At 63.3% G+C, this 13,627-nt stretch carries 13 protein-coding genes and 1 tRNA gene; 3 read left to right on the forward strand and 11 right to left on the reverse strand.

Going from position 1 to position 13,627, the window contains the following annotated elements:
• The 8 genes from ACKUUH_RS16265 to ACKUUH_RS16300 form a co-directional block, all read right to left on the reverse strand.
• Positions 1 to 580, reverse strand: a 580-nt coding sequence (locus tag ACKUUH_RS16265) for a ClpX C4-type zinc finger protein (protein ID WP_407950939.1), incomplete at its 3' end; no start/stop codon positions are given.
• Positions 581 to 884: 304 nt separating this feature from the next.
• Positions 885 to 1,523: an ATP-dependent Clp protease proteolytic subunit gene (locus ACKUUH_RS16270; protein ID WP_407950940.1), complete on the reverse strand. Its 639-nt coding sequence runs from the start codon at positions 1,521 to 1,523 to the stop codon at positions 885 to 887.
• Positions 1,524 to 1,743: 220 nt separating this feature from the next.
• A complete protein-coding gene (locus tag ACKUUH_RS16275) occupies positions 1,744 to 2,274 on the reverse strand; it encodes a GNAT family N-acetyltransferase (RefSeq protein ID WP_407950941.1) in 531 nt (176 codons plus the stop codon).
• 89 nt (positions 2,275 to 2,363) lie between these two features.
• Positions 2,364 to 3,665 carry a type III PLP-dependent enzyme gene (locus tag ACKUUH_RS16280; RefSeq protein ID WP_407950942.1) on the reverse strand — a complete coding sequence of 434 codons (1,302 nt, stop codon included), beginning with the start codon at positions 3,663 to 3,665 and terminating at the stop codon, positions 2,364 to 2,366.
• Positions 3,666 to 3,955: 290 nt separating this feature from the next.
• Positions 3,956 to 5,491, reverse strand: coding sequence for a trigger factor (gene tig, locus ACKUUH_RS16285; protein WP_407950943.1), 1,536 nt, complete (start codon positions 5,489 to 5,491; stop codon positions 3,956 to 3,958).
• A 48-nt stretch (positions 5,492 to 5,539) separates the two neighbouring features.
• Positions 5,540 to 5,624: transfer RNA gene (locus ACKUUH_RS16290), tRNA-Leu, on the reverse strand.
• Between the two features lie 111 nt (positions 5,625 to 5,735).
• Positions 5,736 to 7,238, reverse strand: coding sequence for an NAD(P)H-hydrate dehydratase (locus tag ACKUUH_RS16295; RefSeq protein ID WP_407950944.1), 1,503 nt, complete (start codon positions 7,236 to 7,238; stop codon positions 5,736 to 5,738).
• A 54-nt stretch (positions 7,239 to 7,292) separates the two neighbouring features.
• A complete protein-coding gene (locus ACKUUH_RS16300; protein ID WP_407950945.1) occupies positions 7,293 to 7,874 on the reverse strand; it encodes a histidine phosphatase family protein in 582 nt (193 codons plus the stop codon).
• Between the two features lie 132 nt (positions 7,875 to 8,006).
• Here ACKUUH_RS16300 and ACKUUH_RS16305 point away from each other — a divergent pair, with 132 nt between their 5' ends.
• The gene (locus tag ACKUUH_RS16305) at positions 8,007 to 8,372 is read left to right on the forward strand and encodes a DUF4870 family protein (protein ID WP_407950946.1); all 366 of its coding nucleotides are present in this window, start codon (positions 8,007 to 8,009) and stop codon (positions 8,370 to 8,372) included.
• Positions 8,373 to 8,458: 86 nt separating this feature from the next.
• On the opposite strand, the gene ACKUUH_RS16310 is transcribed toward ACKUUH_RS16305, so the two are convergent.
• The 3 genes from ACKUUH_RS16310 to ACKUUH_RS16320 all read right to left on the reverse strand — a co-directional run bounded on the left by ACKUUH_RS16310 (position 8,459) and on the right by ACKUUH_RS16320 (position 11,955).
• Entirely contained in the window at positions 8,459 to 10,015 is a 1,557-nt protein-coding gene (locus ACKUUH_RS16310) for an acetyl-CoA acetyltransferase (RefSeq protein ID WP_407950947.1), read from the reverse strand.
• Between the two features lie 111 nt (positions 10,016 to 10,126).
• Complete coding sequence (locus ACKUUH_RS16315) at positions 10,127 to 10,786, reverse strand: alpha/beta hydrolase (protein ID WP_407950948.1); 660 nt, start codon at positions 10,784 to 10,786, stop codon at positions 10,127 to 10,129.
• Positions 10,783 to 11,955, reverse strand: coding sequence for an aminotransferase (locus ACKUUH_RS16320; RefSeq protein WP_407950949.1), 1,173 nt, complete (start codon positions 11,953 to 11,955; stop codon positions 10,783 to 10,785). Before ACKUUH_RS16320 ends, ACKUUH_RS16315 begins: the two co-directional genes overlap by 4 nt.
• Positions 11,956 to 12,280: 325 nt before the next feature.
• Here ACKUUH_RS16320 and ACKUUH_RS16325 point away from each other — a divergent pair, with 325 nt between their 5' ends.
• Together ACKUUH_RS16325 and ACKUUH_RS16330 are read left to right on the forward strand one after the other, a co-directional pair.
• Positions 12,281 to 12,619, forward strand: a complete 339-nt coding sequence (locus ACKUUH_RS16325) for a P-II family nitrogen regulator (protein ID WP_293214668.1) — start codon at positions 12,281 to 12,283, stop codon at positions 12,617 to 12,619.
• 171 nt (positions 12,620 to 12,790) lie between these two features.
• A partial coding sequence (locus tag ACKUUH_RS16330; RefSeq protein ID WP_407950950.1) for a glutamine synthetase beta-grasp domain-containing protein occupies positions 12,791 to 13,627 on the forward strand: 837 nt, incomplete at its 3' end.

Consider the following 13,627-nt stretch of genomic DNA (forward strand, 5'->3'; position numbering starts at 1 on the left):
TGTCCGACTTGCGGCTGATCTTGTCGACCTCGTCGATATAGACGATGCCGCGCTGTGCGCGCTCCACGTTGTAGTCCGCGGACTGCAGCAGCTTCAGGATGATGTTCTCGACGTCCTCGCCGACATAGCCGGCTTCGGTCAGCGTCGTCGCATCCGCCATCGTGAAGGGGACGTCGAGGATGCGCGCCAGCGTCTGCGCGAGAAGCGTCTTGCCGCAACCCGTCGGGCCGATCAGGAGGATGTTCGACTTCGCCAGCTCGACGTCGTTGTTCTTCGCGGCGTGGTTGAGGCGCTTGTAGTGATTGTGGACCGCAACCGAGAGAACGCGCTTCGCGTGCTTCTGTCCGATCACGTAATCGTCCAGCACCGCGCAGATTTCCTGCGGCGAGGGAACCCCGTCACGCGACTTCACCAGCGAGCTTTTGTTCTCCTCGCGAATGATGTCCATGCAGAGCTCGACGCATTCGTCGCAGATAAAGACGGTCGGTCCCGCGATCAGCTTCCTGACTTCATGCTGGCTCTTGCCGCAGAAAGAACAGTAGAGCGTGTTCTTGGAGTCGCCGCCGCTCACCTTGCTCATAAAAACTCCTTAGTAACCTACAGGCCGTAAGGGACGCATCCAGCCTATGCACCAACCGTGCCTGCCTTGCAGCGACCGATCAAGCAGTCCGTTTTCATTACGCCCGAACGGCGCTAACGGATGACTCGGTGAGCCGCCTTGAACTCCATACGAGCATGTTATTCGACGAGGGATCAACATTTCATTACCCCTCTTTCGGGCCGGGAAAAGCCCGCCGGCAGGCGTCGACAGCCCGTTTCTTGTGCATCCGGCGCCGCTTCAACGTGCAGGCGAAAAGACCGGAAACCCTCAAAACAGAGCCAAATCAGCCCTTTTTTGCCACGTCATCCGGGGAGGCCGCGCGCTCCACCCCGATATGGTCGATAATGCCGAACTCCAGGGCACGCTCCGGGCTCATGAAATTATCGCGTTCGAGGGCATCTTCCACGGCCTTCAGGCTCTGGCCGGTGTGCTTGACGTAGATGTTGTTCAGGCGTTCTCGAATCGCAATCGTTTCGCGGGCATGAATTTCAATGTCGGTCGCCTGGCCCTGGAACCCGCCGGAGGGCTGGTGAACCATGATGCGGGCGTTGGGAAGCGCGTGGCGCATGCCCTTTTCCCCCGCGGCGAGAAGCAGAGAACCCATGGACGCCGCCTGCCCCATGCAGACCGTCGCCACCGGCGGACGGATATGCTGCATGGTGTCGTAGATCGCCAAGCCCGACGTAACGATGCCGCCCGGCGAGTTGATGTACATCGAGATTTCCTTCTTCGGGTTTTCAGCCTCGAGGAAGAGAAGCTGCGCCGTCACCAGCATCGCCATCCCGTCCTCGACGGGACCGGCAACGAAAATGATGTGCTCCTTCAGAAGACGCGAGAAAATGTCGTAGGCACGCTCACCACGGTTGGTCTGCTCGACCACCATCGGCACGAGGTTCATATAGGTATCGATGGGGTCTTTCATAACTTCTCCTGGGCGCGGTTCAGACGCTTGTTTAACAGGTTGCGCCGCCCGCCCGCAAAGGGCGCAAGCGTCGCATGTCCATGCAAGCGCATGAATCTGGACATCAAACGTGTTTAGGCCGATTCGGTAAATGGACGGTTCAGAACACTAGCGCAAGGAATATAGGGACTGGAACGGCAGATTTCTCCCCCCTTCCCTTGCGGGGTGTATTGCCGCAGCGTCAGGCAGCCTGCCTGACCTTCCCATCCGCCGGAACTGCCCCCTGGCCGGGACGCCCGATCATGCCGGCAACGCCTGACAGCGCGCCCGAGACGAGTTCGCGGGCGAGGAATCGTGCCGGGTCCACCCAGCCCGGCAATTCGAGGCGGCGGGCAAGCGCGCGCGTAAACCCGAAACGGCGGTAATAGGGCTCATCGCCCACCAGCACCACGATCCGGTGTCCCTGCTCTGCCGCGCGGGCAAGGCCCGCTTTCATGAGCCTACTGCCGATGCCCTCGCCCTGACGCTCCGGCGCGGTGACAAGCGGACCGAGCAAAAGCGCGGGCACGCCGCCCTCGATCTCGATGGGCCAGAAGCGGAGGGTACCGACCACCTCGCCCTTGTCGAGGGCCACGAGCGACAGTGAGGCTTCAGCCTCGATGCCGTCGCGAAGCCGGTAGACCGTCTTTTCGAAACGGTCCGGGCCGAAAGCTTCGGCGATGAGCTTCTCCACCGCCGCATTGCGTGACCCAGTTTCCGATACGATCTTCATATTCGTTTCCATGCGGCGCAACGGCGGCGGCGCGATCTGCCCGCGCGGCCGTTCAACCATTCGATGTGTGAGCGAGCTTCTTCCCGGCCTCAGATGCAGACGCTTGCCAGCGGCGGGAAGCCATTGAACCCGACGGCGGAATACGTCGTCGTGTAGGCGCCCGTTGCGAGGATCCACACCTTGTCGCCTGCCTGAAGATCGGCGGGCAGGCGATAGTCCGTTTTCTCGTAGAGAATGTCGGCGCTGTCGCAGGTGGGACCGGCAAGAACGACCGGCGACGTATCGCCGCCATCCTTCGAGGTCAGCAGGCGATACTTGATCGCCTCGTCCATCGTCTCGGCAAGACCGTGGAACTTGCCGGCATCGAGGTAGACCCATCGCCGCGGATCGTCGCCGCCCTTTTCGGAGACGAGAACGACTTCCGCCTGGATGACGCCGGCATCGCCGACGACGCCGCGGCCGGGCTCGACGATGACTTCCGGCTGACGATCGCCGAAGTGCCGGACGAGCGCCTCGCGGATCGCCTGGCCGTAAGCGGCAATCGACGGCACGTCGGTGCGATAGCGCGACGGGAAGCCGCCGCCCATGTTGACCATGCGGAGCTTCACGCCACGCGCTTCAAGGTCGCGGAAGAGCGAAAGGGAAAGCGCGAGCGCCTTGTCGTATTGCGAGAGGTCGGTCTGCTGGGAACCGACATGGAAGGACAAGCCATAGGCATCGAGGCCAAGCTCGTTGGCGCGCACGAGAAGGTCGGCAGCCATTTCGGGCTCGCAGCCGAACTTGCGCGAAAGCGGCCATTCGGCGCCTTCGCATTCCATGAGCACGCGGCAATAGACCTTCGAGCCCGGCGCGACGCGCGCGATCTTGTCGAGTTCAGCGGCACTGTCGAAGGCGTACATGCGCACGCCCTTGCCATAGGCCTCGGCGATGTCGCGCTCCTTCTTGATCGTGTTGCCGAAGGAGAGGCGGTCCGGAGAGACGCCATGGGCAAGGCAAAGGTCGATCTCGCCCATGCTGGCGGTGTCGAAGGACGAGCCGAGACGCGCCAGCCGAGAGACGATCTCGTCGGCCGGGTTCGCCTTCACGGCGTAGAAGATGCGGGCCTGAGGCAGCGAGCGCGCAAGTTCCTCGAAGTTATGGGCGACGATGTCGACATCGACCACAAGGCAAGGCGAGGGAATGTCGGCGGCTGCGAGGTAGCGCGCGATCTTCGGCGGCAAGCCACCGCGCTCCAGCGGCAGCTCGGCCGCCTTGGGCACGAGGCGCAGGCGCGGCTTGCGGCGCGGGCCCGACTTGGCAGGCGCGACCGGTTTCGTGGCCGGAACCGACTTGGCGGCGGACTTCATGGAGATGCGCGAACGGGCACGGCGGCCCTGCTCGGAAGCGAACATCGTAAACACCCTTTTTCAGACCCGGCTACTAAACCGGCGTGATCCAAAAAGGACGCTTCCGTCGTTGCATAAACCTGCTAAGGGCCAGTGGCACGTGCGTGTGCGTCTTGTGATGCGCGGAAATATAGGTATCGCCGAGTCTGCGCAACAGGTTTTTCCGCGCCCGGCCAAGATTTTTTTACCAACAAAATCTTAACGGCACGGCGTCGCATCCAGACCCCCTTCGATAACCCGGAAAGAAAAAGGCCCGGACGATCGTCCGGGCCTTTCCTGCGTTCGGTACGAAGCGCTCAGTCTTCTTTTTTCTTTTTGGCAGGCGCCTTCTTGGCGGCGGGCTTCTTCTCGTCGCCCTCTTCCTTCCTGGCTGCAGCCTTCTTGGGCGCGGCCTTCTTCTTGGCCTGCTTCTCGTCGCCGTGGTCATGATCGTGGTCGTGGTCGTGGTCGTGGTCATGATCATGATCGTGGTCATGATGGTGATGCTCGTGCTCATCGGCATCGGGGTCGGTGAAGAGCTCGTCGCGGCTCACCAGCTTGTCTTCGACCTTTGCCAGTTCCGCGATGAAGTCGACGACCTTGTCCTCGAAGATCGGCGCACGCAGCTCCTGCACGGCCTGCGGGTTCTGCTGGAAGTACTGATAGAGCTGACGCTCCTGGCCGGGGAACTGGCGGGCGCGCTCGGCGAGCGCCTGGTTCAGTTCCTGCTCGGTGACGGTGATGCTGTTCTTTTCACCGACTTCCGCGAGGAGGAGGCCGAGACGGACACGGCGCTCCGCGATCTTGCGGTACTCGCCGCGGACTTCCTCTTCCGGCTCGTCGAGATCGGCAACCGTCTTGTTCTGGTGCTGCAGTTCATGTTCGAACTGGTGCCAGATCTGGCTGAATTCCTGCTCGACCATCGTCGGCGGCAGTTCGAAGTCGTGCAGCTCGTCGAGCTTGTCCAGCATGGCCCGTTTCATGTGCATGCGGGACATGCGGGCGTATTCGCCCTTCATCTGCTCGGCAAGCGCCTCGCGCAGCTTATCGAGGCTCTCGATACCGAAGCGCTTGGCGAGCTCGTCGTCGAGTTTCACGTCGGCGGGCGCCTTCACTTCCTTCACCTTGACCTCGAAGACGGCATCCTTGCCGGCGAGGTGTTCGGCGCCGTATTCCTCGGGGAAGGTCACCTTGACCTCGACCTCGTCGCCAGCCTTGGCGCCGACGAGCTGCTCCTCGAAGCCGGGAATGAAACGGCCGGAGCCGATTTCAAGGTTGGCGTCTTCGGCGGAACCGCCTTCAAAGGCCTCGCCGTCGATCTTGCCGACGAAGTCGAGCGTCAGGAGATCGCCCTCTTCAGCCTTGGCGCCTTCGGCGCGCGGCTCGAAATTCTTCTGGTTCTCGGCAAGGCGCTTCAGCGACTCGTCGATGTCCTCGTCCTTCACCTCGGTCGTGAGGCGCTCGAGCGAAATCTTTGAAAAGTCCGCCAATTCGAAGGACGGAATGACCTCGAAGCTCATCTTGTAGGTGAGGTCCGATTTGCCTTCGATGACGTCCTGGATTTCGCCCTCAAGGTCGATCGCCGGCTGGAAGGCCGGACGGAGCGCTTCGCCCTCCATCGCCTTCTGGCTCGTCTCGCCGACGGTCTCCTGAATGACTTCGCCCATGACCTGCTTGCCGAAGGTCTTGCGCAGGTGGCTGACCGGCACCTTGCCCGGGCGGAAGCCCTTGAGGCGCACCTGGCCCTTCATTTCATCGAGCTTGGCGCCGAGCTTCGCTTCCAGATCCTGCGCAGGGACCTGAATTTTCAATTCGCGCTTCAAACCGTCCGCGTTCGTTACCGTGACCTGCATCATCAAATCCGTTCTTTTTCGGCCATTATATCAGCCGGGCTTCCGGCCTGGTGCGGGCGGAGGGACTCGAACCCCCACGCCTTGCGGCACTGGAACCTAAATCCAGCGCGTCTACCAATTCCGCCACGCCCGCATGAAGGGCTCTGGCGAAGCCCAGGAGAGCCGGCCCGTCCCTGAATTGGCGCACTCTATATCAAGGGGACCGGGCGATTGCCAGCAAAAGCCGCGGAAAGCCGGGAGACCCTCAGATGCGCCGCAGAAGGTCCCTCAGGACGGCGGGCAGCATTTCCGGCAAGTCCTCGGAAATAAGGCCGGGACCGAAGCAATCTCCCGCCTCTCCATGGAGCCAGACGGCGGCGCAAGCGGCCTCGAAAGGCGGCATCCCCTGCGCGAGGAGGCCCAGGATGATCCCGCCCAACACATCTCCCGACCCGGCAGTCGCAAGTTCCGGCCCGGCATTGCGGGCGATGGCGGCACGGCCATCCGGCGCGGCAACGACCGTATCGGCGCCCTTGAGGACGACAACGCCGGCGGCCTCGGCGGCAGCCTCGCGGGCGCGCTCAAGCTTGGAGCCCCCCTCCTCCGCGATCTTCGGGAAGAGGCGCGCGAACTCGCCTTCATGCGGCGTCATCACGACGGGACCGGCGAAGTACCCCTTGATGGCGACGAAAAGGTCGCGCGGTATCTCCGCGAACGAGGTGAGCGCATCGGCATCGAGCACCACGGCGGCGCCGGAGAGGAGCGCTGCCAGCACGTTGTCCCGCGTCTCCCAGCCGATCCCCGCACCGGGCCCGATGAGAAGCGCGTTCTTGCGCTTGTCCTCCAGTATCTTCGTCAGAACGTCGGCGCCGTCGAAGGGCATCAACATGATCGAAGTGAGATGGGCGGCATTGACGGACATGGCGTCAGGTGGCGAAGCGACCGTGACAAGCCCTGCGCCTGCCCGGAGCGCACCCCGGGCAGCGAGCCGCGCGGCGCCGGTGTGCGAGGCATCGCCGGAGACGACGACGGCATGGCCGCGTGTGTATTTGTGGCTGTCGAGGCGCGGGCGCGGAAAGACCGGCGCCCAGAGCGATGGTTCGTTCACGAAGGTGCGCGGTTCGATTTCGTCGAGGACTTGCCCGTCGATGCCGATATCGCGCACCAGAAGTTCACCGCAATGAAGGCGGCCCGGCAGCAGGAGGTGGCCGGGTTTGGCGCGGAAGAAGGTGACGGTGAGCGAGGCGGCGAAAGCCGCTCCCCTGATCTTGCCGGTGTTGCCATCAATGCCGGTCGGCATGTCCACCGCGACGACGGGGGTGCGTGCCTCTCCGATCCGTCGGATGATTTCGGCGGCAACGCCATCGACGTCGCGCGCGAGCCCCGCACCGAAAATCGCATCGACAATGAGCGAGGCGCCCTGCCCCGCGTCGCGCCCGAGCGGATGAACGGCACCCGGCCAGCGGTCCGCCGCCTCGGCGGCATCGCCCTTCAGCTTCTCGCGCGCGCCCAGAAGAAAGAGCGTGACCGGCCAGCCCCGTTCGGCAAGCAGCCGCGCGACGACGAAACCGTCGCCACCATTGTTGCCGGGACCGCAGAGCACCGAGACGGGGCCTTGCGGAAAGCGCGCGACAATCGCATCCGCGACCGCGCGTCCCGCATTCTCCATGAGGACGATGCCCGGCGTGCCGCGCCCGATGGCGAGCGCATCGGCACGGGTCATCTCGTCGATGGTGAGAAGTTCGGTAGAATCGGTCGCGTCTGTCATGAGCGCATCATAGCGATGCAATTGCGGCGGGGAATTGGCGATTTGCGCGGCGACTCAATTCACCTTCGTTTCCGCCTCGCGGCCCTTCTCGACAAGTTTCAGCGTGGCGCCGGACGTGTCGAAAACAGTGACGGAGCAATTGTCCGGACGGAAGGCAACGAGGCGGTCGTCGCCGAGCGCCGCGCCCGCCGCGACGTTGATCGCGATGAAATGCGAGAAGATCACGGTGTCGCCATGGAGGCCGGTCAGCGCGTCGATCACCGATTGACGCCAGGCGAGCAGATCGAGCGCGCCATTGCCATTGTTCTCCGGCAGCCTTGCATCCGCCCATGTGCCCGCCATGAGGCGGCGGAGCCAGATGCCGCGCGCTTCCAGTTCCTCGATGGGAGATGGGACCTCGGCGACGCGCGTCTCGATGACGGGTTCGCAGTCCCAGCTTTTCGACAGCGGCAGCGCCGTCTCGCGGCAGCGGCGCAGCGGCGAGGAGAGGATTGGAAGCCTCTTCCCCACCCTTCTCTCGATTTCGCGGGCGACGGCTTCGGCCTGCGTCTGGCCTTTTTCGGACAGGCCCGGATCTGTGTCCGCGTCCCAGCCGGCGGCGGCCTCTCCGTGGCGGATCATGTAGATGGTGGGCATGGGTTTCTCCCCCGAAACGAAATATCGCGATGCCTGTTTGTCGGCGAGCACGCTGGCGAATGCAAGACGGATGGTCACACCCTTCCCGAGCCGCTAGCCTTGTTACGGTGATTCTCGAGGAGGAGGCATTCCATGACCGAGACGCAACCGCCGGCGACGCAGCCCTCGCCCGCAAACGAGATGGACGGGCCGAAGCTCGTCTACATCCTCTACTTCATCAGCCTGGTCGTCGGCGTCACGTCGATCGCGGGCGTGATCGTCGCCTATCTCAAACGCGGCGAGGCCGGTGCAGCAGCGGCATCGCACTACACCTATCTCATCCGTACCTTCTGGATCGGCCTTCTCTATGCCGTGATCAGCGCCGTCACGATGATGATCATGATCGGTATGCTGCTCGCTCTCGCGACTGTCGTCTGGTTCCTGATCCGGACGATCAAGGGTTTCATGCTGGCGAATGACGGGAAGCCGGTGGCCGACCCCGAGACCTGGCTCTGGTGAGGGAGAGAGTTTTCCCGACCCGCCAAAGGCGCTTCTGGATTGCCGGGTCACGGACCTTCGGTCCGGCCCGGCAATGACATCTTTTTTTATTCCGGCGTGAAGATGTTGACGCTGCCGTCGGCGAAGGACTGAACGGTACCGGAGCGGCCGAGCTGCTCACGCTCGACCATATCGGCGAGCGTCGCAGTGTCGTTCGGCGCGTGCGCGACGAAGCGGGCATCGGTGTCCGCCATGCGGCCAAAGACGATGGCGAACTCCGCACCGCCACGGCCATGCACGACGGTGTATGTCTCGATCTTCGCCTTGCCGTTCGGCTTCTCTTCGACCTTCGGATGCTTCTCGGCATTGATCTCGGCCTGATAGGTCGCGGGCTTCTCGCGCTCCCACTTCCCTTCGAGCGGCGTCGTCGAATAGAGACCGAGGCCGTGCTTCGTCACGTACCAGCCGTTCGAGGTGCAGAGCCCCTTCGTGCCCGGCTTCGCGCGGAGCTTGTCCATCATGGTGGCGATGGAGTGCATGACGTAGTTGTTGCCGGCGCCACCGAAGTAAGGAAGGCCGCCGGTGACGGTGAGCGGGCGCGGATCGTCTTCCGCGATACCGAGCTCGTTGCGGCCGATCTGCACGGCAGACGGAAAGCAGGAATAGAGATCGAAATAGTCGATCTCGCCGATATTCCAGCCGGACATGGCGAAAGCCTTCCTGCCCATCATGCGGATGGCGGGCGAGGAGTGGAAGTTCACGCGCTCGGTCGGAAACCAGAGATCGTTGGCATCGGCGCAGCCATGCAGGAAGACCCACTTCTCCTGCGGGACACCAAGCTCGCGCGCCTTCTTCACCGACATCATGACGACGGCAGCCGCCTGATCGACCTGCATGATGGCATTCATATACTTTGTGTACGGAAAGCCGACATAGCGGTTGTCGTCGGTCGGCGTGGCGATTTCCTCCGCCGTGCGGGCGACCGGGAACCAGGCCTGCGGGTGCTTCGCGGCAACTTCCGTGAAGGGCGCCATGAGCCTGCCGACGGCAAGCTGGTGATCCTTCACGCTGCGGCCCGCCGCGCCGCGGATCGCATTCTCGAACATCGGATAGATGTTGACCGGGAATTGCAGCTTGTGGCGCTTCTCGACTTCGGTGACGCCGGCTTTTTCATACCCGATGTCGATGCGCTCGCCGCCGGGGTTCTCGTCGTGCCAGGGGAGCTGCTTCCCCTGCCCCAGCGCGCGCATCAGCGTGCCGAAACATTCGGACCCGGCAACGAGCGCCACATCCGTGTCGCCATTCGCAATCAGCTCGGCCGTGTGGTTGACGAGCATCTGGGGCGTGTTGCCGCCGGTCGGCCCGTAGCAGGTCTTGGTGGGGTTCGCGCCGAGCATGTTCGCCAGCGTCTTCGAGGCGTTCGGGTAACGGCCGAAGGGAAGACGGGCCGAGTCCGGGCTGTCGGTGATGAAGCGGACGGTGGTGACGTTGTCCACGACATCCCAGAGCTTCCTGCCGAGACCGGTGTCGGCGGCAGCGGCTTCCGCCGCATCCGCCATCAGGTGCATGGGCGACTTCGCCTTCTCGACATCCTTTTCCTTCTGGACGAGCTGGCCGCAGCCAACCAGAACGGGCATGCGGTCGTCGAGCTTGATGGTGGACATCGAAAGTCTCCCTGAAATCTTATTAGTTCGTGGCGCTAACCATTTGCCGGGAAGAATAGCGGCTACGGGCGGCCTGTCCAGCGGGCCGTCATGCGGCGCGGCGCCGCTGCGTCAGGCGCCGTGCCTTTCGCGATAGGCGAAGGCAGAGAGGAGAAAGCGCGCGCCATAGATGAGCGCGTTTGCGTTGACCGCGTGGCCGAGGCCGGGGATGGGAATGCCCTGACAGGCGACACCCGCTTCCGAGAGCGCCTTGACCGAGGTCATCATGCCGTAGAGCGGCGCGAGCGCGTCCTGCTCGCCATGAACCAGCATGACGGGCGGCTTCGAGACGATTTCGTCTTTCAGCTTATCCGCGCCAGCGAGGCCGCCGGAATAGCCGAGCACGGCAGCAGGCGCGACGGTGCGGCGAAGGCCGAGATGCAGCGCCATGACCGTGCCCTGGCTGAAGCCCACGAGAGCGAGGCGTGAGGCATCGAGATTTTCGCGCGCGAGTTCGGCATCGATGTAGTCATGGACGGTTGGTGCGACGGCGACCGCATCGTCATAGAGACGCGGGTCGCCCGCCGGGCGCTTGCCGATCCACTGGAAGCCACCATCTTTCGTCGCCTGGGGTCCGTCCGGCGCAACGAAGGCAACATCCGGCATGGAAGGTTGCCAGTAGTCGGCGAAGGACATGAGGTCCGCGCCGGAGGAGCCGTAGCCATGCAGGAAGACGGTGAGCCATTCGGCCTTGCCGGAGGCGGCGGGGCGGCGGAGAGCGGAGAGGCTCACGCCGCGCTCCCCTTCGCATAAGCCTTCAGCCGCGCACTTGCTTCGGCGAGGATCGCGTCCTGTTTGCAGAAGCAAAAGCGCGCGAGGTGGCGCGGGGCGCCGGGCGAGGAATAGAAGGCGGAGAGCGGGATGGCCGCGACCTTCGCCTTCACTGTGATCTCGCGGCAGAACTCGTCATCCGTGCCGTTGAATCCAAGCGGGCGGAAATCCGCGCTGACGAAGTAAGTGCCGTCGGCGGGCAGCACGTTGAAGCCCGCCTCGCGCAGGCCGTCCGACAGCAGGTCGCGCTTTGCCTCCAGCGAGGAAGCGAGGCTCGCGAAATAGTCGTCATCCTTGCCGAGCCCATAGGCGACGGCGGCCTGCAATCCGGGTGCGGTGGTGAAGGTGACGAATTGGTGCGTCTTCGCAACCGTTTCCATCAGATGCGCGGGGCCGGTGACGTAACCGATTTTCCAGCCCGTGAGCGAGAAGGTCTTGCCGGCCGAGCCGATGCGGAGCGTGCGCTCGCGCATGCCGGGCAGCGTCATCAGCGGCACATGGGTGCGGCCGGAAAAGACGAGATGCTCATAGACCTCGTCGCAGACGGCATAGGCGTCGTGGCGCTCCATGAGCGTGGCAATGGCCTCGAGTTCGTCGCGGGTGAAGACCTTGCCGATGGGGTTCATCGGCGTGTTGACGAGTACGAGTTTGGTGCGGTCCGAGAAGGCTGCTGCGAGCTTCTCCATCGGGAGCGACCAGTGCGGTGGCTCAAGGGGGATGGCGACAACCTTCGCGCCCGCTGCCTCGATCACCGGTCTGTAGCTGTCATAGGCGGGCTCGAAGATGATGGCCTCGTCACCTGGATTGAGCAGCGCCGTCAGGCAATCGTGCAGCGCCTCGGTCGCGCCGGAGGTCACCATGACTTCCTTCTGCCAGTCGACATCGAGACCGTAGAAGCGCTTGTTGGCGGTGGCGACCGCCTGGCGGAGCGCCGGGAGCCCCATCATGGGCGGATATTGGTTCGGCCCGTCGAGGATCGCCTTCGCGGCAGCCGCGCGAACATCGTCCGGTCCCTCGTCATCCGGGAAGCCCTGGCCGAGATTGATCGCGCCATGCTCGGTGGCGAGGGCGGACATGACCGTGAAGATCGTCGTGCCGAGCCCTGAAAAAACGCTGTTCAACGGCCGCATTGCTCGCGCGCCTGCCTTATCCACAGAAATCCCTGGCGGCGGTTGTCGCGGGCATGGCACAAGCTGTCAATCTCCGCTCAAATGGCGGGGCCGGACGCAAGAGGAGGCAAGCGAACGGGCCGCACCATGCCGATGCCTTCTTTTTGTCCAATCTGCCTATACAGTAGGCATTCATGCTGCTCAAAATGACGGCATGTTGCCAAGCTAAAAGATGCTAGCCATTGAACTTCAAGGGTTTTCCGTCCCGCGCAAGGTTGGCACGGGCCGTGCTATTCCGTTAACACGTGGATGCGGGCGGCGAGCCCCGTGATTAAGGAAGTCAGGAATGAAAAAGATCGAGGCGATCATCAAACCGTTCAAGCTCGACGAAGTGAAAGAGGCGCTGCAGGAGGTGGGGCTTCAGGGCATCACCGTGACGGAGGCGAAGGGTTTTGGCCGGCAGAAGGGCCACACGGAACTCTATCGCGGCGCCGAATACGTCGTCGATTTCCTGCCGAAGGTAAAAATCGAGGTCGTGCTGAACGACGACATGGTCGCCAAGGCCGTGGAAGCGATCCAGCAAGCCGCGCGCACGGGACGCATCGGCGACGGCAAGATTTTCATCTCCAATATCGAGGACTCGATCCGTATCCGCACCGGCGAAACCGGCGCCGAGGCAATCTAGGGGGCTTAGTTGACGACCACCAAATAAGACGACCTTCCGGGTCCGGCGTGCGGCCACTCAACCCCCGCCCGCGCGGCGCCTGACGGCGCAGGCCCACAAACCGAACCATCAATGCGAGGCGAAAGCCCGCCCGAACGAACCCCTAAAGGACAACAGGGAAAAGAGGATCAAATGGCTGGCAAATCTATTCAGGACGTCATCAAGGAGAAGGACGTCAAGTACATCGACCTGCGCTTCACCGATCCGCGCGGCAAGATGCAGCACGTCACCTTCGACATCGGCTTCTGCGATGACGACTTCTGGGCCGAAGGCACGATGTTCGACGGATCGTCGATTGCCGGCTGGAAGGCGATCAACGAGTCCGACATGGTGCTGCTGCCCGACGCGGCGACCGCGACGATCGACCCCTTCTACGCGCAGACGACGCTCGCCGTTTTCTGCGACGTTCTCGAGCCCTCCACCGGCGAACCCTATGCCCGCGACCCGCGCGGCACGGCGAAGCTTGCCGAGGCCTATCTGAAGTCGACCGGCATCGGCGACACGATCGTGTTCGGCCCGGAAGCCGAATTCTTCATCTTCGACGACGTGAAGTTTTCCACGAGCCCCTACAAGACCGGCTTCGAGGTGGACTCGATCGAACTGCCGACCAACACCGACACCTCCTATGAGATGGGCAATCTCGGCCATCGTCCGCGCACGAAGGGCGGCTACTTCCCGGCCAACCCGATCGACTCGTGCCAGGACCTGCGCGGCGAAATGCTGACGGTCATGGAAGAGATGGGCGTGAAGATCGAGAAGCATCATCACGAAGTCGCCGCCGCGCAGCATGAGCTCGGAACGAAGTTCCAGACGCTGACGACGGCCGCCGACCACATGCAGATCTACAAGTATGTGATCCATAACGTCGCGCAGGCATTCGGCAAGTCGGCGACCTTCATGCCGAAGCCGGTGTTCGGCGACAACGGCTCGGGCATGCACTGCCACCAGTCGATCTGGAAGGACGGCAAG

The organism is Parvibaculum sp., assembly GCF_045863935.1.
Taxonomy (GTDB): domain Bacteria; phylum Pseudomonadota; class Alphaproteobacteria; order Parvibaculales; family Parvibaculaceae; genus Parvibaculum.